Annotated in this window: 15 protein-coding genes; 2 read left to right on the top strand and 13 right to left on the bottom strand. The window is 47.4% G+C overall.

The annotated features are described in order from the left end of the window. Window positions 1-201: 201 nt before the first annotated feature. Window positions 202-2,283 (bottom strand): neutral/alkaline ceramidase, encoded by a 2,082-nt coding sequence (locus tag ACJJIS_RS05965; RefSeq protein ID WP_444907707.1) that lies wholly within the window; start codon window positions 2,281-2,283, stop codon window positions 202-204. Between the two features lie 757 nt (window positions 2,284-3,040). On the opposite strand from ACJJIS_RS05965, the gene ACJJIS_RS05960 reads away from it, so the two are divergent. Further along, window positions 3,041-6,064: a cellulose binding domain-containing protein gene (locus ACJJIS_RS05960; protein WP_475709700.1), complete on the top strand. Its 3,024-nt coding sequence runs from the start codon at window positions 3,041-3,043 to the stop codon at window positions 6,062-6,064. Between the two features lie 105 nt (window positions 6,065-6,169). Here ACJJIS_RS05960 and ACJJIS_RS05955 read toward each other — a convergent pair whose 3' ends face one another. The 10 genes from ACJJIS_RS05955 to cysM all read right to left on the bottom strand — a co-directional run bounded on the left by ACJJIS_RS05955 (window position 6,170) and on the right by cysM (window position 17,608). Then, complete coding sequence (locus ACJJIS_RS05955; RefSeq protein WP_475709699.1) at window positions 6,170-7,300, bottom strand: tRNA-queuosine alpha-mannosyltransferase domain-containing protein; 1,131 nt, start codon at window positions 7,298-7,300, stop codon at window positions 6,170-6,172. A 66-nt stretch (window positions 7,301-7,366) separates the two neighbouring features. Continuing rightward, window positions 7,367-8,248, bottom strand: a complete 882-nt coding sequence (locus tag ACJJIS_RS05950) for an NAD(P)-dependent oxidoreductase (RefSeq protein ID WP_444917770.1) — start codon at window positions 8,246-8,248, stop codon at window positions 7,367-7,369. A 5-nt stretch (window positions 8,249-8,253) separates the two neighbouring features. Beyond that, window positions 8,254-9,051, bottom strand: a complete 798-nt coding sequence (locus ACJJIS_RS05945) for an undecaprenyl-diphosphate phosphatase (protein WP_475709698.1) — start codon at window positions 9,049-9,051, stop codon at window positions 8,254-8,256. Window positions 9,052-9,057: 6 nt separating this feature from the next. Next, window positions 9,058-9,756: a tRNA (adenosine(37)-N6)-threonylcarbamoyltransferase complex dimerization subunit type 1 TsaB gene (gene tsaB, locus ACJJIS_RS05940; protein WP_444897996.1), complete on the bottom strand. Its 699-nt coding sequence runs from the start codon at window positions 9,754-9,756 to the stop codon at window positions 9,058-9,060. A gap of 160 nt (window positions 9,757-9,916) precedes the next feature. Further along, a complete protein-coding gene (locus ACJJIS_RS05935; RefSeq protein WP_444897997.1) occupies window positions 9,917-10,714 on the bottom strand; it encodes a hypothetical protein in 798 nt (265 codons plus the stop codon). A gap of 266 nt (window positions 10,715-10,980) precedes the next feature. Continuing rightward, window positions 10,981-11,979, bottom strand: a complete 999-nt coding sequence (hemH, locus tag ACJJIS_RS05930) for a ferrochelatase (protein WP_475709697.1) — start codon at window positions 11,977-11,979, stop codon at window positions 10,981-10,983. Window positions 11,980-12,148: 169 nt separating this feature from the next. Further along, the gene (gene adk, locus ACJJIS_RS05925; RefSeq protein ID WP_282931972.1) at window positions 12,149-12,802 is read right to left on the bottom strand and encodes an adenylate kinase; all 654 of its coding nucleotides are present in this window, start codon (window positions 12,800-12,802) and stop codon (window positions 12,149-12,151) included. A gap of 176 nt (window positions 12,803-12,978) precedes the next feature. Then, the gene (gene mazG, locus ACJJIS_RS05920) at window positions 12,979-13,806 is read right to left on the bottom strand and encodes a nucleoside triphosphate pyrophosphohydrolase (protein WP_475709696.1); all 828 of its coding nucleotides are present in this window, start codon (window positions 13,804-13,806) and stop codon (window positions 12,979-12,981) included. A 19-nt stretch (window positions 13,807-13,825) separates the two neighbouring features. Continuing rightward, window positions 13,826-16,072: a GTP diphosphokinase gene (relA, locus tag ACJJIS_RS05915; RefSeq protein WP_475709695.1), complete on the bottom strand. Its 2,247-nt coding sequence runs from the start codon at window positions 16,070-16,072 to the stop codon at window positions 13,826-13,828. A 639-nt stretch (window positions 16,073-16,711) separates the two neighbouring features. After that, on the bottom strand, window positions 16,712-17,608 hold the full coding sequence (gene cysM / locus ACJJIS_RS05910; protein ID WP_475709694.1) for a cysteine synthase CysM: 897 nt from the start codon (window positions 17,606-17,608) through the stop codon (window positions 16,712-16,714). Window positions 17,609-17,906: 298 nt separating this feature from the next. Between cysM and ACJJIS_RS05905 the strand changes: the two genes are divergently transcribed. Next, a complete protein-coding gene (locus tag ACJJIS_RS05905; RefSeq protein ID WP_475709693.1) occupies window positions 17,907-20,738 on the top strand; it encodes a response regulator in 2,832 nt (943 codons plus the stop codon). On the opposite strand, the gene acpS is transcribed toward ACJJIS_RS05905, so the two are convergent. Together acpS and recO are read right to left on the bottom strand one after the other, a co-directional pair. Beyond that, complete coding sequence (acpS, locus tag ACJJIS_RS05900; protein WP_475709692.1) at window positions 20,735-21,121, bottom strand: holo-ACP synthase; 387 nt, start codon at window positions 21,119-21,121, stop codon at window positions 20,735-20,737. The two genes, ACJJIS_RS05905 and acpS, sit on opposite strands and share 4 nt — an antisense overlap. Beyond that, window positions 21,118-21,870, bottom strand: coding sequence for a DNA repair protein RecO (gene recO, locus ACJJIS_RS05895; protein ID WP_475709691.1), 753 nt, complete (start codon window positions 21,868-21,870; stop codon window positions 21,118-21,120). The genes acpS and recO overlap by 4 nt, the downstream gene beginning before the upstream one ends. Window positions 21,871-21,874 lie beyond the last annotated feature (4 nt).

The following is a 21,874-nucleotide window of genomic DNA, read 5'->3' as shown; positions in this document are numbered from 1 at the left end:
AAAGTTATGGATGGTAAACTAATCTCAAAGAGAGCACTTGAGTCCCATTAAATTGTCAGCGTAAATTATAGTATTCGCTCAAATAATATAATACAAAATTGATAACGATTCAGCAGTCGAATATTTATATATAAAGGTACGTCTGTTATGGGTATAGACATAATAGATCGGCTGGATTATCCAACCGATCTGTAATGAGCACTAATTGCTAACAGTAAAGCTACTCGACTTACCTGAATAGCTGGAAATCTTTCCAGTCCAACCACTCTTCCAGTTACCAAAGTGCTTTATTCGGTAAGTGCCTGATGGCGTATCCTCTCCAATGATCCACTGTCCTTCAGCAAAAGAACAGGCCATACAATCAATAGCTGTATCTCGCGTCCAAATAAAGCGTGTATCCAAATCATCATCGGTAAGATAAGTTTCCCAACTACCATTAACTTTACGCTGTACCTCAATGAACGTACTCTCAGTCTTCAGGTCATTACGGGGATGGCCAGAACGGAAAGTGACAGATACAGTATCGCCAGCACTGTAGCTGGTACCTACATCATCCCAGACTTGACCAAAAGACTCCCACAGGCGTTTGTCATCATAAACAACCCCAATTACATTAATGATTTGGTCATCAGACAGATCTTTCGGAGTAGGCCCTGCAGCAATATCTACGCCATTGACCATAGCATGTGTCATTTCGGTATAAATCTGTCTATAGGCTGCAAGGGTATTGGGGCCGTATATGGTATGTGCTCCCTCATAGTGCTGCCTATCAAACTCTTCAGGGGTAGTTATGTAACCGGAATAGGCATTTGCCAAACCGGCAATCACCACAGTGTTTACACCGCTTCCTTCAAAAGCTGACAAGACTTCTGCTTCAAGACGTCGGCCTGCCATAGTCGTCATTTCACCCGGCGCGGCGACCAAAGCAAGTGAGCCTATGCGAAACATTTGGAAAGGTAGGTAAGGGGTATAAAGTGCTTGGCCTATTACCTCACGCTGTACAAATGTAGGTTTGGGGTACTGGCAGGGGTCATCCTGAGTATCCTCATATACAGCGGCTGCAGAAAATGCACTCATCAGGCCAAAAAGTGGATAACCATTAATCGCTGATTCGAATAGTCCCACATCTCTATCCCAATCCACCCCCTCATTTTCAACAGACATTCCCTCAAAAATACCATCAATATTGCTGGGACCGTCCCAACTTGATCCTGCAGTAAATGACCAGCCAACAGCACCTTCACAAATATCTATTTGCCCCTCACCGGTAAATTCACCTGCTACAGTATAGCCAGGGAAATAGATATGTTGATGTCGATAATCTAATCCACCTTCAAGTTTCACAGTAGCTGATTGGTAAAGAGACTGAGCTTTTGCAACTTGCTTTTCAGCAGATAAAAGTAAACTTTCATACTCAGAATTTCCGCATCCATCCCTAGGGCCACAAATATTCGGAGACGCATCACCTAAATTACTATTGGCAAATGCCGCAGTAAATTGACTTGCAGCACCCTGCTCGGCAGCCCAAGACTCCAGCAACTGACTCGCCGCCCCCTTATTATCCCCGCTAAGTTGCCGCTGCCCTGTCCCTAAAGAGACATTGTGTACTGCAAACCAATTAATAACTCCCAGTGCTTTGTTGTTGGCATCAACCAACTTGAGTTGGGTCATGGTTTTATTGGTATCGTATTGATAGTCGCTTGCATCAGTATTTTCTGAATAAGGGTCTGGGTTTCGATTGATACTGGTATCGAGTAGTATCCCCTGCTCAATAAAGATATCACCTGGAGTTAGTCCACTATCTGCTTCAACGATTGACTGAAAAATACCATCAACAATAGCGTCATAGTTATCTTCCGCATAACCGAGAGCACTCATATTCAACATGACATAATGATCATACCCGCCAGGACCTACATGGGTATGTGTAGCAGTCAGCATCACATTCTTTTCGGTGTACTTACTATTACCATAGAGATTTTTTAATTTATCAACGACACCCTGCTTCACGCCCTGCGGAATACCTTGCAGATCTGCTGATACGAATACCAAACGCTCATTTTCAGAGCTATCAGAAATTATGAATGCGCGGGACCATAAACGGGTATGAATTCCCTTGGTTGTCTGCCCCGTTTCTCCATATCCTACCATTCCAACATCTGCTGCCGGGCCAGTTATATCATACTTACCAACACCAACACGCCAGTCAGATGCTTTAACAGTGGAAGAAGCTCCAATAAATACTATTAAAGCAATGACGTAACCATTAATTATTTTTTTCATTTTTTCTCCAGAATCTATACACGCAGGAGTACATTCGCCAGTTCACAGAAGTGAAGGCGTATCCTTTTCGTTGAAAGTTGATACCTGAATAAGCCACTTCCGATCAACTCGGACGCGACTCTCTAGATAGTTAGCCAATGTAATCTTGGCTTTTATTATCTCATCCTGAAAAGCGGCTTTATTATTTTAAAAATACTCATAGTAGCCATAACCTCCCTGCTGTCAGCACACTAAAACTGAGAGTACAGCTCTAGTACGCATGTTCAGAATACCCTAACTGGCTGTATTTGGTAGCACCCACAGAGTAATTGCCCGCCATAAATCCGTTAATTTAGAGTCGAAAGTAAAATAGTTTTAAATATACGAAGATTTTCTGAACTACAGCAAACCTAAATATTTACAATTTAAGCAAGCACAATCTAAAAATGACTGTAAAGAAAGGATAGATTAGGGGATTTGAATTGCGTTTAGAGAGGAAATGTAAAAAACTTTCGTTATTCAAAATTAGCACTCAACCAGTTTCCAATTATATTCTATAGATTGACCTCTTGTTCACAAAAACAATTAAATTAACAATTAATTAGGCAAACATCTGTACTTAACATTCAAAGTTGTCTTGACAGGAAATAAGGTGGAAGTTGGATAACATTGATAATCGGCCCTTTTAGCATTTGACGCCCCTGACTATAAATATGTGAACTTTATGTAGCTATCAATATCTGATTACTCTGCAGTAATCCATATAGATACATAAATAATGCACGCTAAACTTCTCCCCCTCTCAGTTTTTTCCATATTGACCTTCTTATCCCTACCATCCCTGGCCGGTCAAAAGTGCGATGTACAAATGACGATACAGAGCGAATGGGAAGACGGATATATGGCTTCAGTGGTTGTACGTAATACAGGTACCGAGCCAATAAGTGACTGGGAACTTTCATGGCAATGGCCCTCAGACCAAGAAGTCACACATATATGGAATGCTACTTCAGCCCAGGATGAAAACCTGATCTCTGTAGTTGGAAAACAAGGCTATGTAAGAGTACCCGTTGGCCAAGCCCAATCTTTTGGTTTTAATATTCGCTACTCGGGTGGTGAAAAGACGCCTACTCATATTAACGCTAGTTGCAACAACACCATCAATAAACCAGATCCGACCCCACCTTCACAAGACCTGCTAGACCCCCTTTCACAATACAATTTAATTTTAGGCACTCAAACGATAAACCCTAGGTATACATTTACAGATAAGGGATCACTTGTTGAAAGTGCTGAAGCCATTTACTCAATGGGCTCTAACTTACTCAAGATTGCCCTTTCTCCGAGCCTATATAGCGAGCTAAGTAACTCTGGACTCGACTATCAATTCAAGCGAATACTGAAAGAAATACCAGAATTTCAGCAAGTCTTGGAAATGGATTTCTCCATCTACATGTTTTGGGTTGAGGACTCAGGTTCCTGGATGGATAACAAAGGAATGAGTGAAGAAGAGCTAAACTGGCAATATGACAAAATTTATTCGTTGGCTGAATATTTACTAACTGAATATAACGGCTCCGGTAAGACATTCATGATCGGGCATTGGGAAGGCGATTGGAACCTGGTTCAAAAAACTGATGGTACTAGAGATGACAGTCAGGAAACTATCCCTCCTAAGCGTTTACAGGGTCTAATTGACTGGATCAATATTCGACAAAAAGCCATTGACGATGCCAAAGCAAATATCACCCACTCTGACGTTAACTTATATCACTATATTGAGGTCAATAGGGTTGAATCTGCAATACAGGGCAAAGAACGGATAACCAATGCCGTACTTCCCCATACTAATGTAGATTTAGTGTCTTATTCAGCTTACGATCTCACTACCAAAGAAAAGCATTCAGATTTTGCCACTCTACATAGTGAGTTGACTTCAGCTCTAGAATTTATCAACTCAAATCTTCCCAAAAAATCTGGGCTGCCATTTGAAAAGCGGGTTTTCATTGGCGAATATGGTTACGGAGAGTCCTGGTTTAAGGATTGGGGAGCCCGCTCTGGCGAAGCCCAGGATTTGCTATCACGCAATGTAATAAAAACGGCGCTCCAGTGGGGTGCTCCATTTATTTTGTACTGGCAAATGTATGACAATGAATATGATAGCTGGATCAGTGAATTCACTGGCTACTGGCTGATTGACAAGGATGGTAATAAAAAGGAGATTTATAAGACTCACCAAGAGTACTATAAGGATGCGAGAGCATTCTTAGATAACTATTATATGGAAAACTCCTCCCTTCCGTCAGAAAGTGAATTTCGAGCCTATGCCTTAAAATGGTTTGAATCATCGAAAACCCCACCACCACAGCCCAAACCTGACACTCCCCCTACTGTACCGGAAGAACCCGGTGAACCTTCAGGCCAGTGTAATGTGGAATATACAGTTCAAAACGATTGGGGGAATGGTTTTATGGCAAATGTGGTTATTTATAATAAAGGAAAGACTTCTCTTGATAAATGGCAGCTACAGTGGAACTGGCAAGGTAACCAATCAATCACACACTTCTGGAATGCACAAATCGCAGAAAGTAACGGGACAATAACTGTTACTAGTGAATCATCTATTCCGCCAGGAGAGGCCCAGGCTTTTGGGTTTAATGCAGATTACTCTGGAGAAAACATCCCACCAATTATAATTGGCAACTGCACGGGTACACTCACAACTGAACCTTCACAACCTAGTCAGCCCCCCAATCAGCCCAATGAACATTCAGATAATAGCAGTATTAAGCTATGGTTTATTGGTGATTCGATTACTTACGGCATGACAACACTCCCTTATAATTCAAACGGATTTCGTAGCCAGATCTGGGGCTATCTTGCCAAAGCGGCCGATGGCAACTCAATCTTTCCTATAGATCAAGAATCTACCAGTGAGCAGCTAATTCTAAAATACAATGGAAAACAACTAGAAACGATTGGCACTATCACTGGACCAACAGGCCCTGATGATATGTCTCAACAGACCAAGAATTACTGGCACTCTGGGATACCTGGAGCTACAACCAGCGATTTACTTTGCTATCTTGATCCGATAGGCCATCAAATCACCCCAGGCTACAATTTCACCAACTGCCTCAATTCCATCAAGAACTTCAATCAATTTCTCAGCGAAATGTGCATGGAGGGCGAAACTAGTTCTGGCTGGCTCACTAATCAAGCCTGCAATTTAACGCGGGATATAACCTCTGAGGATAGCGTTGTCATACCTATACAGCTCGGGACTAACGACATCACCTTCCTTAGCATGAATAATGCGATTGATTGTAGCCTTCCTATAGAAGAAAATAGTGAATCCGCCCAGAAGCTAAATATGGTCGTTAGTAAGATAATATCATCACCCAATAATATTCAAGGCATATCAATAACAGATAGAATACAAAATTACTTTGAGAGCATAGATATTCCAACAGAGAAAATTGCATTCGTAATTTCAACTATCCCTCGCCGAAGTGATTTAGACGGACAAGATCCGAAAAATTACTGTACGGACTTTTATAATCAAAAAATCAGGAAGTCACTATCAGAGGCCTCCAATACCAAAAATATTTTCTTAGCAGACCAAGAAAATATTGTCCCAACTGGAGACCCGGTACACCCTACAACTGAGGGCCACAAGATTATGGCTTGCAACTTACTTTATGGTAAAAATCTTGGCCATTCAGATATTCCTTCTTGTATTCTTCCCAGTAACATCCCAGATAAAGGGCTATTGAAAGCAATAGATCATGTATCCAATTAGCTAGGATTTCGCTTAACAGGCCCTGATTAAAAATTTTCAGGGCGCTGCTTTTACTCACCAATAACTTTGGGAGCCTTTATAAACCCGCCTTCTATAGTAGCCGGCCTAACTCTGAACCAGATTTAATAACTGCTTCCTATATTCTGCCCAAATCACTTTCCCTGAGAAATTACTTAAATCAACTTTTTTTAATTTTGAACCCGATAGAATTGACAAAAACATTGATTCCAGCTTTTTTACTGCATCATTACAGTCTGAATAACAGAAGTTCTCGGAATAGAACTCTGGGTAGCACTGTTCATCTGGCACCAGTGGAGTCGCACCGAGAATAGCTGCTTCCATCACCGCCAGCCCCTGGAATTCATGGTAAGCCGTAGAAAGGAATATATGGCTATGTCGCAGTACTTGACGATAGTCTTTAGCGCTTTCGAGATACCCGAGTACCAATAAATGGTCGGCAAACTCTTCTTGTATTTGAGCAAACTCAGCAGGGCTATTACGAAATGACTGCCCCATTAGATTAACAAGAAACTTAACATTTCTGGCTTTCAAGCCCCGAAGGATATCCAGCAATCGGTCCGCGCCTTTGTCATATTCCCAACGGGCCGCCCAACTGATAATCAAAGTATCTTGACCTATCTCGCCCCCATAAATGCTCTCTGCGCAGGAGCTCCAGGAAAAGGCCTCTTCAGTTTTCGCACTATCAAAAACGATGTCTTCTATTGGCACAGGAAGAACTCGCGACTTTTCCTCAATCTCCTCACAAATTCCGGGAGGAACACAATCAGGAAAGCGCTTGAGTAATTTCTTTACTCCTCCTAACAAGGTACTGCGGTTGTATTCAGAGTTGAACAAGACCAGATCACCGGACAAGGCCGTGTAAATATTCAACAACTGGGGTTCTACCGATCGAAACGCATCAGAGCTCACTGGGTAAGCAAATTGATTCTCATGAAAATATACAACTGTAGGCACCCTAACGATTTCAGGAACTAAACCGCACAAGGCACTTAGATCGGTCATTGAGGTTGTAACAATAAGGTCCCAACGCTGCTTCAATATTTGCGCAGTTTCCCCACGGCCCCAGGAAAGGCTATTACCGCGAATTCGCCAGCTAAAGTATCGCGGTGGTAAGGTTAGTACGGTCCATTGCCAATCAGAAAATGCCGCTACCAGCCCTTTACGCCATCGCTTGTGACTGTCCGCATCATAAGCGGAGAGTAATAAAACTTTCATTAAATAGTAACAAGAAGAAGCGGCACCGGGATCAAACTTAACCCCGGTAGCTATTGATCGGAGGGGTTAATCGAAAGAGCGCACATTCATTAATCGTGCAAACAAGCTGGAAGTATCCCAACGAGCACCACCAATAGCTTGTACCTCACTATAAAACTGGTCTACCAGGGCAGTTACGGGCAGTAAAGCTCCGTTATGTTGTGCCTCTTGAAGGACTATAGCCAAATCCTTACGCATCCAGTCCACAGCAAAACCGTGGTCATACTCGCCAGCTAACATAGTTTTTGAGCGGTTTTCCATTTGCCAGCTCTGTGCCGCCCCCTTGGATATCACATTGACAACCTGCTCTCCATCGAGGCCAGCTGCCTTGGCAAAATGTAAACCTTCAGCAAGCCCCTGAACGACACCCGCGATACAAATTTGATTGACCATTTTACACAGCTGGCCGCTACCTACTGGCCCCATCAGGTTACTCGCCCGCGCATAACAGTCGATAAGAGGTTGCACTTTATCAAAGTCTGCCTTATCGCCCCCAAACATAACCGTTAAAGCACCATTCTCAGCGCCGGCCTGGCCTCCAGAGACAGGGGCATCCAGAAAACCGATTCCCTTTTCGCCAGCTGCAACTGCCAATTCCCGAGCAACATCGGCAGAGGCTGTTGTATGATCTACAAACAAAGCCCCGTCACCCATACTCGTGAATGCCCCCTGCTCTCCTGTCACCACCTGGCGGAGATCGTTGTCATTGCCTACACAGGCAAAAACAACCTCCGCGCCCTTTGCGGCTTCAGCGGGCGTTGCAAAGCTCTCTCCATCATATTCTTGTAGCCATTGATCCGCACGGCTAACAGTGCGATTGTAAATTCGCACCATGTGGCCAGCATTAGAAAGATGCCCCGCCATGGGATATCCCATCACCCCCAAGCCAATAAATGCAACTGTTGCCATTTCCTCTACCCCCATACCATCCAAATAAGTATTACACCGAGAACCAAGCGATAAATCGCGAATGGAGCCATCCCAATGCGGCTAATAAATTGAAGGAAAAAATGAATACACAAATAAGCACTAATACAAGATAAAACGGTACCAAGCAGCAAGTCATTCCATGGAACACTTTCCAGCGCAAGTAATTCAATCGTTAACAAAATAGCGCTGAGGGCAATAACAGGAATAGACATCAGGAACGAAAAGCGCGCTGCAGCCTCTCTCTTCATGCCAAGCATCAAACCAGCAGTCATTGTGATACCAGAGCGGGAGGTGCCAGGGATTAGGGCCAACACCTGTGATAAGCCAATCAGAAGTGCTTTTTTCCAATTTAACTGGGCTAGAGATTCGACCCTGCGCCCCTTTGCATCAGCCCACCACAGTAAAATACCAAAGCCAATAGTCGTAGCAGCGATAACACCGGCTGAACGCAGGTAAGTTTCTATGAACCCTTTGAATACCAGGCCTATCAGTCCCACAGGTATAGTGGCGAGAACAATTAACCAGGCCAGCCGCCCCTCATCGGTAAATTGTTTATCCGTAAATCCTCCTAGACCATCCCTAATCAGCACCCAAATATCTTTGCGGAAATAGAAAACTACTGCCAGTAAAGAGCCAAAATGAACAGCAACATCGAAGGCCAGCCCCTGGTCCTGCCAACCCAATACCTCAGAAGGTAAGATCAAGTGCGCGGAACTGGAGATGGGCAGAAACTCTGTCAGCCCCTGTATCAGGGCCAAAATTACAATCTGAAATGTTTCCATGTGTTATTAAGATCGGATTTTTTGTCTTTTCTTCCAAGTCACTTCATTGCGCAAATAAACAGGCTCAAGCTCTTCAGCGGTCACTGTATGACCCTGCTCCCATAGTGGTACTGCCAGCTGCGCTATATCCCGAGCGTGAATGAGACTGGCTTGATCAACGGCAGCCAATAACGCCCCTTCAAAAGCCTCATAATGTAATCCCGGGCCCGCCCCATAGATCGGAGTACAAATCTCCGATTTCTCTAAAGACAGCAGAACCTCCTCCGGGTTCTGTACCGCCTCCGGGATCAAGCTATCGCAGGGAGAGTCACTGGAGTAAACCCCCCAATATACTTGTTGCATACGAGCATCCAGCATTGCCACGACCGGTGACTGTCCCCAGTCCGGGTGCGATCGCCGAGCTCCAAGTGCTAGGGCTGCGAGGCTGGAAACCGGAACCACTGGTAGATCTGCAGCATAAGCCAACCCCTGCACACTACTAATTGCTATACGGAGACCAGTAAATGACCCCGGCCCGCGGCTGACAGCAAGAGCATCCAGGCCTGCCAGCTTTATGCCGGCTTCTGCGAGAACGTCATCCACCATTGGCAAAAGGCGACGAGTGTGATCGCGCTCTGCCTGTACAAAACGCTCAATCAGCTGGCCATCAGATATGAGAGCAACAGAACAGGCGCCCGACGTTGTATCCAGGGCAAGTATTTTCACAGCGTTCTTAATCCTGGTCATAAAAAAGGGAGGGAATTGTGGCACGGGAGCGGAGGGGAGTCATGCCCAATATCGCAACCCGCAACTAAAAAACCCCGGACTAACCGGGGTTTATGAGGAGCCTGCCAAAGTTCACATCGTTGAGCCCATATATATGACCCTAGGCGGCCTTTTTCGGTGGCCGACCTCGACGGGCAGCACCAGCCTTCGGTGGACGGCCGCGACGGGCTGGAGCCTTCTTAGCAGCTGCTGTCGCAGTCGCTTTCTTGGGTCGTCCGACTCTTTTTGCTGGCTTAGCCGCTGAAGTTGCCTTCTTTGGACGGCCGGCTTTTTTCGCCGTCGCTGTAGCGGCCTTCTTGGGGCGTCCGGGCTTTTTCGCTGCTGTGGCCTTGGCTGCAGGTTTCTTCTTGGCCTTTTGAGTTTCGGCTTTTAATTTGGCTTTAGCCTTCTTCTCTAACTCTTTAACTTTAGCGGCAGCTTTCTTTGCAGCTGCTTTAACCTTAGCTTCAGCCTTCTTCTCAGCAGCCTTCAATTTCTTGGCATGAGCCTTTTCTTTGGTTTTTACCCAGCGTGTTTCAAATGCCTTGAGTGCGGCAGCTAACTCTTTATCTGCTTTGCTGGAGAGGCTCTTAGAGAGACTTTCCACCTTTTCTTTTGCAGCAGCTTCAGCCATATGTACGGCATCCATAGCCTTAGCTTTGGCAAGATCCATCTTTGCCGCTGCCAGCTTGGCGCGTAAATCCTTTGCCTTACTATTGGCACTGGCCAGCGAAGTTTTCGCTGTTGCCGCATTACTTTTCTGCGCTCGAGCCTTAGCCTTAGCAACACGGTCCATTTGCGCATCCAGCGATTTGGTCGCTGAATCTACCGCCTTCTGCGCTTTCACGACCGCTGGCGACGCTGCGGTCGCACTAGTTGCTCGTTTCGCGCGTGTACCTTTTTTTACTACTCTTGCCATCCCTTGTCTCCTCACTGAAAGAAGAAGTACATCCAAAAGTGTGCCGGCAGCATTGCCTTTTAGCTATCGAATAAAAACTGGAATCGGCCGTTTTTATTACTTATGCAGAGCGCCGCACCGCCTATTTCGATACAACTTTATCAAAGTTAATAAAAATACCCGGCATTGCAAGTAAAAAAGCGAAAAATGAGAAACTTTTTATAAAAAAAGTATATTTTTCTTATCAATTTTCACTTTTGGGTCCCGTTTTAGCACTTTGGTAGAAATTATTTTGTCCCATTGAGCTTAGTTTGCACAATTCCCGCAAGCGCCTCTATATGATCCTCACGCAAATTTAATGCGGGAATATATCGGTAGTCACTGCCCCCAGCATCAATAAAATTAGCGCGATTCTCTACCGAAATTTCTTCCAATGTTTCCAGGCAATCCGCAGAAAAAGCCGGGCAAATTACATCGACACTACTAACTCCTGTTTTACCCCATTCAATAAGGGTCTTATCGGTGTATGGCTGCAACCACTCTGCCTTACCAAAGCGCGATTGAAATGTGACTTGCCACTTATCCTCACTGATTTCTAGTTCATCCGCTAATAACCGTGCGGTTTCCATGCAATGGCGATAATAGGGGTCCCCCTTATCAACATTGGCTTTTGGGATACCGTGAAATGAAAGTAACAATTTTTCCGCTGGCCCTGCTTTTTCCCAGTGTTCTTTTACTGAATTGGCCAGGGATTTTATGTAGAGGGGATTTTGGTAATAATCTCGAATCAGAGAAATATCCGGAATATCGCGACTATTGCGAAAAATTTGCGCCACCTGATCATAAATTGCTGCAGTTGTGGTAGCCGAATATTGGGGATATAGGGGAAGCACTATAAAAGACTCAAAACCTTTCTTGCGCAGAGTTTCTATGGTGTTGTCGAGGCGGGGCTCACCATAAGTCATGGCATATTCAACAGCGACATCGCAACCTTTTACTTTTAAACGCTGCTGCAACAGCTCTGCTTGCTTCTGCGTATAGTAGAGAAGCGGCGATCCTTCCACTTTTGTTTCATCTGCACTGCTATTCCATATTTCCGCATAGGCAGGGGCAATACGTTGTGGACGAAAAGGCAGTACCAAGCAGTTCAATATGGTCAGCCAGATTGGCCGCGGTATCTCGACAACCCTCGGATCTGAAAGGAATTCCCGCAAAAAACTTCTTACTGCTGTAGGTGTAGGCTCAGCTGGAGTACCTAAATTCATCAAAATTATTGCCGTAGACATAAACCGCCCCGTTAGAAATCTTATCCTTTCAAGAAATCCTGCCAGTTATCGGGCAGGGAAGAGCGCATACTGCCAGGCCAATACCGCCGTGATCAACTCGCTCTATATCACTTCTGGAGATACAAAAAAGCCCCCAAGTGGGGGCTTTTAAAAAATGTTAGCGATGATCTCAGCTGAGAGCTTCCAACACTTTCTCGCGAATCTCATCCATACCGCCAACACCCATTACCTTGCTGTACTTGGGAGCCGCTTCAGGAGAGCGTGCTTCCAGCTCGCGATAGAAGCCTACCAGCGGTGCCGTCTGCTCGTGATAAACCGCCAAACGGTTGCGAACAGTTTCTTCAGTATCATCTGTACGCTGGATCAGTGCCTCGCCAGTCACATCATCGACACCCTCAGCCTTGGGCGGGTTGTATACGATGTGATAGACGCGACCAGAGTTTTCATGAACCCGGCGGCCCGAGAGACGCTTTACGATTTCTTCATCGTCAACAGCTATCTCCAGAACATGATCGATATGTACATCGGCTTCCAGAAGGGCTTCAGCCTGAGGAATGGTGCGAGGGAAACCATCGAACAGGAACCCTTTAGCGCAGTCTTCCTGGGCAATGCGCTCTTTAACTAACGCAATGATCAGGTCGTCAGAAACCAATTTTCCCGCGTCCATAACATCCTTGGCCTGTAGGCCAAGAGGGGTACCCGCCTTCACCGCAGCGCGAAGCATATCGCCGGTGGAGATCTGCGGAATGCCGAACTTCTCTGTTATGAATTGAGCCTGAGTGCCCTTGCCGGCTCCCGGCGCGCCCAAGAGAATAATTCGCATGTTCAGTAAGCCTCCAATACTATCGACGAACCAAAAGCCGCCGCGCTAAAAGAGCGCTACCTTACACTCACACCTCAGATTGGGCAAGATTGCTACCGATACCCCCACAATCCATACAAACCACAGAGTACTAAAAGGGGCTTAAAGCTCCGCTCTATGTAAGCCTGTTAAGATCCCTAGCTATCAGCACCGGGCTCCCGCTGAACTTTGGCCTTGTCCCAAAGTCTGTCCAGTTCCTCCAGCGTTGCCTCTGATACTTGCCGACCTTCACTGTGTAAACTGGACTCAACATAACCAAAACGCCGCTCAAATTTCCTGCTACACCCCCGCAAAGCTGCCTCAGGATCAACCTTCAGGTGGCGGGATGCATTCACACAAGAGAAAAGCAGATCCCCCAGCTCCTCCTTTGCATGCTCCGTATCCCCATTTGTCACGGCCTCCCGCAACTCTGCAACCTCTTCCCCAATCTTATCGAGGACACCATCAATATTGGGCCAGTCAAAACCGACACGGGAGGCGCGCTTCTGTAATTTGGCTGCACGCGTCAAAGCCGGAAGACCCACAGCTACTCCTGCCAGGGTTCCTGCATCCCCTTTGGCAGTGCGTTCGGCCTCTTTAATCGCCTCCCAATTCCTCTTTACTTCAGCTTCATCAAGAGCTTCGGCAGAGCGGTCGCCGTAGAGGGTTCCACTTGGAAAGACATGGGGATGCCTGCGCACTAGTTTGCGTACCAAAGTGTCAACAATCTGGGGGAAATCAAAGTGGTCTTTCTCACGCCCTAACTGGGCATAAAAAATGACTTGGAAGAGCAGATCTCCGAGCTCTTCGTGCAGGTGCTCAAAGTCTTCCTGCTCAATAGCCTCTGCTACCTCATAGGCCTCTTCAATCGTAGAGGGGACAATACTGGCAAAGTCCTGTTTCAGGTCCCAAGGGCAACCGCCCTCAGGGCTGCGAAGCTGAGCCATCAAGTGGAGGAGGTCCTCCACAGAATAATTATTTTCCACGTTATTCCTTACTCAGCGTTCAGCGCAGAATTCGTCGCTTTGCCGCTGCCACATTGGGCAGTTGATTGATCCGATGTAAAACCTGGCTCAACTCTTCAAAGTTGTGGATCTCAGCAGTCACGATCATTTCTACCGTATGCTTGTTCTTATTAGAGCGGGTTTGCATAGCGGTAATATTAATTTTCTGACTGTCCAGCATCACTGTGACATCCCGCAACAGGCCCTGGCGATCGTAGGCTTCGATCATAATTTCAACGGCGTAAAGTTCGCGGGGTTTTTCCGCCCAACTTACCTGGAGTACCCTTTCAGACTCCTCAACCTGCATACGCAACATATTTGCGCAGTCTTTACGATGTATTGAAACCCCGCGCCCAAGGGTGATATATCCCATAATTTCATCGCCTGGAACGGGGTTACAACAGCCGGCAATGTGGGTGAGCAAATTACCCACTCCGTCGATATAAACATCTGCCTTGCCTTCTCCCCGGGCAACTGGAGCCGTCAGCGATGGTACCCGAGGCACATTGTCGACCTTCACCATTCGCTGGGCTGCGTTGAGAACCTGACCCACGCCTATATCACCGGCACCCACTGCCGCATAGAGGTCCTCTAGGGAATGCATGTTGAGCTTGGCTGCCAACTTATCGAAATCGAAATCACTCAGCGCCAGCTGCTTAAATTCCCGGTCGAGAATACTGCGGCCATCGGCGATATTCTGATCCCGAGCCTGCTGCTTAAACCAGTGAATAATCTTGGCTCGGGCACGGGAGGTAGTGATATAGGCCATGCCCGAAGAGAGCCAATCGCGACTCGGCGCTTCGAGTTTTCCTGTGAGGATTTCAACCTGATTGGCTGTCTCCAACCGGTGGTTGAGCGGCACGATTCGGCCATCTACTTTAGCCCCGCGACAACGGTGACCAATTTCTGTATGGATCTTGTAGGCAAAATCTAATGGTGTTGCACCCCGAGGCAGGTCTACAACATGACCGCCGGGGGTAAATACATAAATACGTGAATCTGCCTCACTGGAGCGCAAATCATCTTGTAGTGGGTTACCTCCCACCTCTTCATGCCAATCGAGCACCTGACGCAACCAGGATATTTTTTGCTCGTAGCTATCTTTACTCTCGCTCTTAAGATCAGTGCCCTTGTAACGCCAGTGAGCACAAACACCGTATTCCGCCTCTTCATGCATAGCAAAAGTTCGTATCTGAACCTCGAGCACCTTTCGTTCAGGGCCAATTACAGCCGTGTGCAGAGAGCGATAACCGTTTTCTTTGGGGGAGGCGATATAATCATCGAATTCATTCGGTATGTTGCGCCAGAGGTTGTGCACTATACCCAAAACCGCATAGCAATCCCTTACAGTTGGGACAAGAATACGTACTGCGCGAATATCATAAACCTGGGAGAAGCCGATATTTTTCCGGCGCATTTTCCGCCAGATACTATAGATATGCTTTGCTCGCCCGTAGACATCACCTTCGATATGCGCGCGCTCGAGTTCAGAGCGCAATAGCTCCAATACTTCGTCGATATACTGCTGCCGAGCCAGTCTTTTCTCATCTAACAAGCGAGCAATCTGCTTGTAATCTTCCGGCTCAAGATAGCGAAATGATAGGTCTTCCAATTCCCATTTGATATGACCAATTCCCAGGCGGTGGGCAAGGGGTGCATAAACATCGGCCACTTCACGAGCAACTCTCTGGCGTTTAGCCGGCTCTGAGTTTTTTGCAGCACGAATAGCACAGGTACGCTCAGCGAGTTTGATCAAAGCGACTCGCACGTCGTCGACCAATGCCACCAGCATACGCCGGATATTCTCTGAATGTTCCTCTACCGCACCACTCGGGCTTTCTTCTCCGGTATCTGCGCTGCGACTGCGAATCGCAGCCATACGCAAAACACCACGAATCAGCTTGGCAACTCGCTCACCAAATTCTTTTTCCACAGCTTGTAGTGGCAGGCGTTTTTCACGTACGGCACGGTACAGCACCGCCGCGACAAGTGCTTCTGAGTCAATTTGTAAGTCGGCGAGAATCTCAACCATCTCAAGGCCTGTAGCAAAACTGCTAGCGCCCTCAGCCCAGATATTTTCCGCCTCAATTGCGCGCTGTTCTGCTTCGGCACTCACCTCAGCTGCGCGCCGCAAAGTTACTATCGCAGAACCATCCAGGCCCGCGAGTTTCTGTACATGGCGCAACCAGGATTCAAGGTCGAGTTCACCTTCTCCACCAAAGGAATGATGCTTTCTTACTTGAACCATGTTTTAACAAGAGTCATTTGTGTTATTGGCATAATTTTGTCGTTACCTGGCTTAGCAGCACATTTACTCAGTGCTCATGCTGGATTAAGCGCTTCTCTATCATAGGTTTGAACTCACCAAAGTCCATGATTTTCTGTATACATTTCAATAAGCTGCGCGAAATTCAGCAGTTTTTCGTACCAATTTGAGTGGGAGGGTATAAGTCTTGTGCAGCTTGTTGACCTTTTAACCAACAGTAAACCTGCAAAACCAATGCCTATAGAAAACCAAAATTGTGATATTGGGGAAATCGATAGAAGTGGACAGGTTACATCTATTACTTAAAAGTGAATTTCTCCACCTCTACGTGAACATAAAACAAGACTTTACCGAACTTTACAAACTATCAGTTTTTTGTATTTACCAGCTTAGTTATTGCTTTTTTTAACTGGCAATGCACATATAGCAAGAGGATTAGCGGCCCCCCCCCAAAAAAAGGGGCAAAAGAGATGATTGTAAATTGATTGGGAAATCACTTTACAAAGCTGCAAATCTCACAACGTTTTTGCTAGTAGATATCAGGAACAATACTGGAATTAAGGTACTTTATTTCCAGCATTGTTCAATAAAATAAGATAAATTAGAGAATAAAAGTAAGAACTATTTTGGGGCGGCAAAAAGCCCTGAAGATAAATAACGATCTCCACGATCACAGACAATTGCAACAATCGTCGCTTTTTCTAGCTGCGCAGACAGCCTTAAAGCACCGGCTACCGCTCCTCCAGAGGAAACGCCACAAAAGATACCCTCTTCTTTCGCCAGCCTGCGAGTCATATCCTCAGCTTCTCGCTGGTCCATATCCATGACCATATCCACTTGCTCAGGAACAAAAATCTTAGGTAAGTATGCCTCCGGCCAACGGCGAATCCCCGGAATACTGGAGCCTTCAGTTGGCTGCAATCCAACGATTTGAATATCGGGATTTTGCTCCTTCAAGTAACGCCCGCATCCCATAATGGTACCGGTTGTACCCATTGAGGAGACAAAGTGAGTCACCGTTCCAGAGGTCTGCTGCCAAATCTCCAGACCGGTTCCCTCATAGTGGGCCAGTGGATTATCGCTATTGGCAAACTGGTTCAGTACCAATCCTTTCTTATCCTCTTGCATTTGCAAAGCTAAGTCCCGCGCACCCTCCATACCTTCTTCAGCGCTAACCAATATCAACTCAGCGCCATAAGCTGTCATTGAAGCCTTGCGCTCCTCGGTAGCACTGTCTGGCATAATCAATATCATTTGATAGCCCTTAATCGCTGCAGCCATTGCCAGGGCAATTCCCGTATTACCGCTGGTGGCTTCAATCAGGGTATCTCCTGGAGAAATATATCCTGCAGCTTCCGCATGGTTGATCATTGAAAGTGCCGGGCGGTCTTTTACCGAACCCGCAGGGTTATTGCCTTCCAGCTTGAGCAAAACAGTATTACTGGTATCACCTGGCAGGCGCTGTAGTTTAACCAGCGGGGTATTGCCTACGCAGTCAGCAATTGTTGGATAATCCATAATGCAATAAATTCCAGAAATATCTCGCGGGATCCAAGTGTACAGCAAGCGGTACTACGCACTAAATACCGTCTACTTTGGTCTACTCCCTACCCAGGTTATTAAGGGAGTTATACCTGAAGCGGTATTATTCAGATGGCTATGCCGCGCTATCTAATCTTGGCAAGGTGAATCTTTGAGCCTCTAAAACGCGCATATTGTGACAAAAAAGAAGCGTTTTCTGATAAGTGAATGAGTGCGCTCAGATGTACATAACGGTAAAATGAGGGAAAAATAATCGTACAAGGCCCCTCTTAACATGGCCCCAGGCAACCCTATTCTCTCAATCGAGGAACCAGAGCAACCTCGATCCTTACGAACCCTGGTATTTCGCCTTACTGTAGCACCCGCACTAATTCTGTCCTTGCTCCTCGCTCTCGTTTTCACCCTGCAGCAAATGCACGATCGTCGCCAATTGCTATTAAGCCACGGTCGAGCCAGCGCCGAACAACTAGCTGAACTAATTGAGATGAGCGGGGGCCATCCAGCTGAACTTAGAATGGAATGGCTGCGTAAAAGTTTGCTGGCGCTTATGCTAGAAAAAGATATGGTCAGATCTGTTCATGTCTACTCCACCGAACCCAGCCCCAAGCTAGCCCTCAACCCCAGCACCGGACTCAGCTTGCTGGCCAGTGTCGGGCCGCGTCCACGCACCCCCATTAGCAGAGACACCCTTAACAAGCGCGAACCCTTTATTTTTGAAGATGATGAGACCCTTCAGGTTTTACAGCCATTGAAAGGCGATATCACCACCTGCTGGATAAGTATTGAGCTACATCGCCCCTATTTCCTGGTGGGAACTTACCAAGTTTTACTCGTAGGCTTGGTGGGGTTGATTCTCTGTACCCTAGCCGCGCTGGCCTGGTCGGTCATCATGTCTGAGCGCTTTGCTCACAGCCTGATTAGAATGGGACATACTCTGGAGGCGATTGGCAGAGGTGAGTTTGATCGACGCACCCATGAAACGGAGAATCGAGAACTCGCTCAACTGGGAAACCAAATTAACGAGATGGCTGAAAACCTGTCCAGTTACCAACAGGAATACAAAGCCAACTTGCTCCAGTCTATGGATGACCTGCGCCAATCCCTGGACAGTATGGAAGAACAAAATATTGAGCTGGACTTAGCACGTAAAAGGGCGCAGGAAGCAAGCAGGATTAAATCGACGTTCCTAGCCAATACCAGTCACGAGATTCGCACACCTTTAAATGGAATTATCGGTTTTACCAACCTGTTGTTAAAAACTGGAATTGATGAGCTACAGCAGGATTACCTGCAAACCATTTTACGTTCATCGGAAAACCTGTTGACTACCATCAACGACATCCTGGACTTTTCCCGCATTGAGTCCGGCAACCTGGTCCTTGACCATATCCCTATGGACCTTGGCTTACTACTTGAAGAGACCCTGCAAATACTGGCCCCAAACGCCTATGAGCACCATCTGGAACTGGTGCCCTTGATCGATTCTCAACTCCCTCCCACTTTAATCGGAGACCCGTTGCGAATAAAGCAAATACTTACAAACTTGGTGGGTAACGCGGTGCGCAGCTCGGCAAATGGCAATATCCCCGTGCGCTTGTCAGTACATAGCATTAATAACTCAGAACTTGTACTCCGTATTTCGGTTACCGGCCTGGGTAACCGTCTAGACGAGGCTGGTCGCCGTGAAATTGAGAACATCCTCACCAGCAAGTCCCCACAGCTCACCCAACAAATCAGCGCAAATGGTTTAGGGATGTCTATAGCCCGCAGCCTAGTTGAGAGGATGAGCGGCTGCACAGGTATTGAAGAAACAGCCAATGACGGCAGCACCTGTTGGGTGCAAATTTCCCTCCAGGCTGAACGCAATCGAGGCATGTATCCGCGTATTCAATATCCTGGCTGCCGAATTTTACTTGCAGACCCCAACCCAGTTACACGGACCCAGGTAGCTCAGCTACTCAGCCAATGGCAAGTGGAGCCCATAGAACTCGGCGATACCGATACTCTGCAACCGGCAATCGAGCAAATGTGGCGGCACGATGCCTTACCGGATGCGGTTATTATCGATACAGCTACTGCCAAAGGTGATTTTGATAATTTCAGTAGCAAAGTGCAGTCGCTGGTTGATACCTATCAGTGCCGCGTGATCGTACTGGGCCCACCCGCTGAATTGCGTCGCTGCTACGACCAACTGCGCACCCGCACTCTCACTTTCCTTAGCAAACCCGTCACCCGAGACAATTTGCTGCGGTCCCTGAAACGAGCAGTACCACAGCAGGGGCAACAGCGGGTTAGTGGCGGGGTACAGGCGCTACCGTGGCCCGCACCACCGCGTGTGCTGGCAGTGGATGACCACGCGGCAAACCGCCGACTGGTCGGCGAACTTCTGCGAGCACAATATGTAGAAGTCGTTATTGCAGCAAGCGGCGAAGAAGCTCTACAGCTTTGGCAGCAGGGAGCTTTCGACCTGGTATTTATGGATATTCAAATGCCCGAGATGGATGGTATCGAAGCTACACGCCTGATTCGTGAGCAGGAGACCGGCCGCCGTACTCCAATCATTGCCCTCACCGCCCACGCCGGCGCCGAAGAGAAAGCACGCCTGCTGTCTGCGGGACTGGACGACTACTTAAGCAAGCCTGTTAGCGAGGCCCAGCTCTCCCATATGATCAAGCGCTGGCTTAAGATCATCACTCCCCAGGCCGCAGAAAAAGTGAAGATTGAGGAGATGCGCCTGGTAGACATTGGCGAATGCCTGACCCTCGCCAACGGCGATGCCAAGCTGGCCAGGGACATGCTGCGCATGTTGATTGACGGTCTCAGTTCAGATGAGAGAGAACTGGAAAGGTTGTACAACCTTGGGGATTACAAGGGCATGTTCGAACTCACTCATCGCATGCACGGTGGCTGCTGCTATTGCGGAGTTTCACGCTTGAGAGAATCAACTTGCGTGTTACAAGAGGCATTGCGCACTATCCAAGGCTCCGATGCCCAAGCCTTTGACCAGCGCAAACTCAATGCTGTTCTCAGGGAGATCCGGGCGCTGCGCGAGTGGGCCTCTGAACAGGACTTGGATGCGCTCTTTGGCCTGGAGGTAGTTGCCTAGCAGGATTCAAATACGACGAATGCCAGGGCCGAGTCTTTTTCATCAGACAGGCTGAGGTGGATTCTGTCCACACCAAGTTTTTCGGCCCTCTCCTCAGCTGCGCCCGCCAGCACCACCTGCGGTGCAGCGCCCTTGCGGCGACGGACATCGATGTCTTGCCAGGAAATCCCCTCACCAATCCCAGTGCCCAAGGCCTTGGCTACAGCCTCCTTCGCCGCAAATCGCTTGCACAGATATGCAGCGCGGATGGGCTTAGCCATAGCATAAAAGTCCTTCCTCTCCGCACTGTTAAGAACACGCTCAACAAAGCGATCACCAAAGCGCTGCCACGCCACCTCGATACGGTCGTAGTTACAAATATCGGTGCCAATACTAACAATCATTTTTTTCCGTAAACCTGCCGAAAAAGCTCTCTGCTCTGCAAAGGCTTATCCCCCAATACTTTCCTCAACAATAAACGTGTAAGACGCTTTGCAGGTGCTAAAGCCTCACCTGACCAGCCACCCCCATTCATAGCGCTGTCCACCCCCAATAGTTCGGCACCTGAAAAAAAACACTCTCCCAGACTCTCATCTTTGGAGCGGTGAACAGGAATTAAACCCCACTCATCATCCAGGCGATAAACCCCATCTTCACTTACAGGGTCTCCTCGCGGGCCGCTAATATTGAGGGACGGGCAGGTACCGAGCTCCAGGAGCAGTTGTAACTCAAAGCGACGAAGCGGACCTTCCAGTTCAGCGTTGGAGAGTCCCTCCAGCTGAGACAGAGATTCCAGCAGGCTCTGATAAGCTGCAAACAGCGTGTAATGCGCCTCGCCCTCGGGAAGGAGCCTTACCATCAATTCATTGGCATAAAGGCCCGCATAAACCGCTCGGCTCTTGAGCCATAGTGGTACACCAACATTTTCGACTGGACCGAGCGTTTTAAGTGAACCCGCTCCCATCAATGTGACAAGCAACGGGGTGAAGGGCTGCAACGCTTGTTGGCGGCGTTGCTTGTCACGGCGGGCCCCACGGGCGACACAGCCCAGTCGACCGTAATCGGGAGTGAAAAGCTCCAGGATCAAGCTGGAGTCTTTGTAGGGCCGCGAATGGAGGATATACGCGGGTTGAGGCGGTTGAGGCGTTTTCATAGGT

This window comes from Microbulbifer maximicatervae (SeqCode) (genome assembly GCF_056231245.1).
This window is presented reverse-complemented; position numbering and strand designations above follow the sequence as displayed.

What these genes read in the sequence shown, in the direction of transcription:
- ACJJIS_RS05935 (WP_444897997.1), bottom strand. Translation starts at nt 10,714, where the DNA reads ATGGCAAGAGTAGTAAAAAAAGGTACACGCGCGAAACGAGCAACTAGT.
- acpS (WP_475709692.1), bottom strand. Translation starts at nt 21,121, where the DNA reads ATGATTGTTAGTATTGGCACCGATATTTGTAACTACGACCGTATCGAG.
- hemH (WP_475709697.1), bottom strand. Translation starts at nt 11,979, where the DNA reads ATGTCTACGGCAATAATTTTGATGAATTTAGGTACTCCAGCTGAGCCT.
- relA (WP_475709695.1), bottom strand. Translation starts at nt 16,072, where the DNA reads ATGGTTCAAGTAAGAAAGCATCATTCCTTTGGTGGAGAAGGTGAACTC.
- ACJJIS_RS05945 (WP_475709698.1), bottom strand. Translation starts at nt 9,051, where the DNA reads ATGGAAACATTTCAGATTGTAATTTTGGCCCTGATACAGGGGCTGACA.
- ACJJIS_RS05905 (WP_475709693.1), top strand. Translation starts at nt 17,907, where the DNA reads ATGGCCCCAGGCAACCCTATTCTCTCAATCGAGGAACCAGAGCAACCT.
- recO (WP_475709691.1), bottom strand. Translation starts at nt 21,870, where the DNA reads ATGAAAACGCCTCAACCGCCTCAACCCGCGTATATCCTCCATTCGCGG.
- adk (WP_282931972.1), bottom strand. Translation starts at nt 12,802, where the DNA reads ATGCGAATTATTCTCTTGGGCGCGCCGGGAGCCGGCAAGGGCACTCAG.
- ACJJIS_RS05960 (WP_475709700.1), top strand. Translation starts at nt 3,041, where the DNA reads ATGCACGCTAAACTTCTCCCCCTCTCAGTTTTTTCCATATTGACCTTC.
- ACJJIS_RS05965 (WP_444907707.1), bottom strand. Translation starts at nt 2,283, where the DNA reads ATGAAAAAAATAATTAATGGTTACGTCATTGCTTTAATAGTATTTATT.
- ACJJIS_RS05950 (WP_444917770.1), bottom strand. Translation starts at nt 8,248, where the DNA reads ATGGCAACAGTTGCATTTATTGGCTTGGGGGTGATGGGATATCCCATG.
- cysM (WP_475709694.1), bottom strand. Translation starts at nt 17,608, where the DNA reads ATGGATTATCCAACAATTGCTGACTGCGTAGGCAATACCCCGCTGGTT.
- ACJJIS_RS05955 (WP_475709699.1), bottom strand. Translation starts at nt 7,300, where the DNA reads ATGAAAGTTTTATTACTCTCCGCTTATGATGCGGACAGTCACAAGCGA.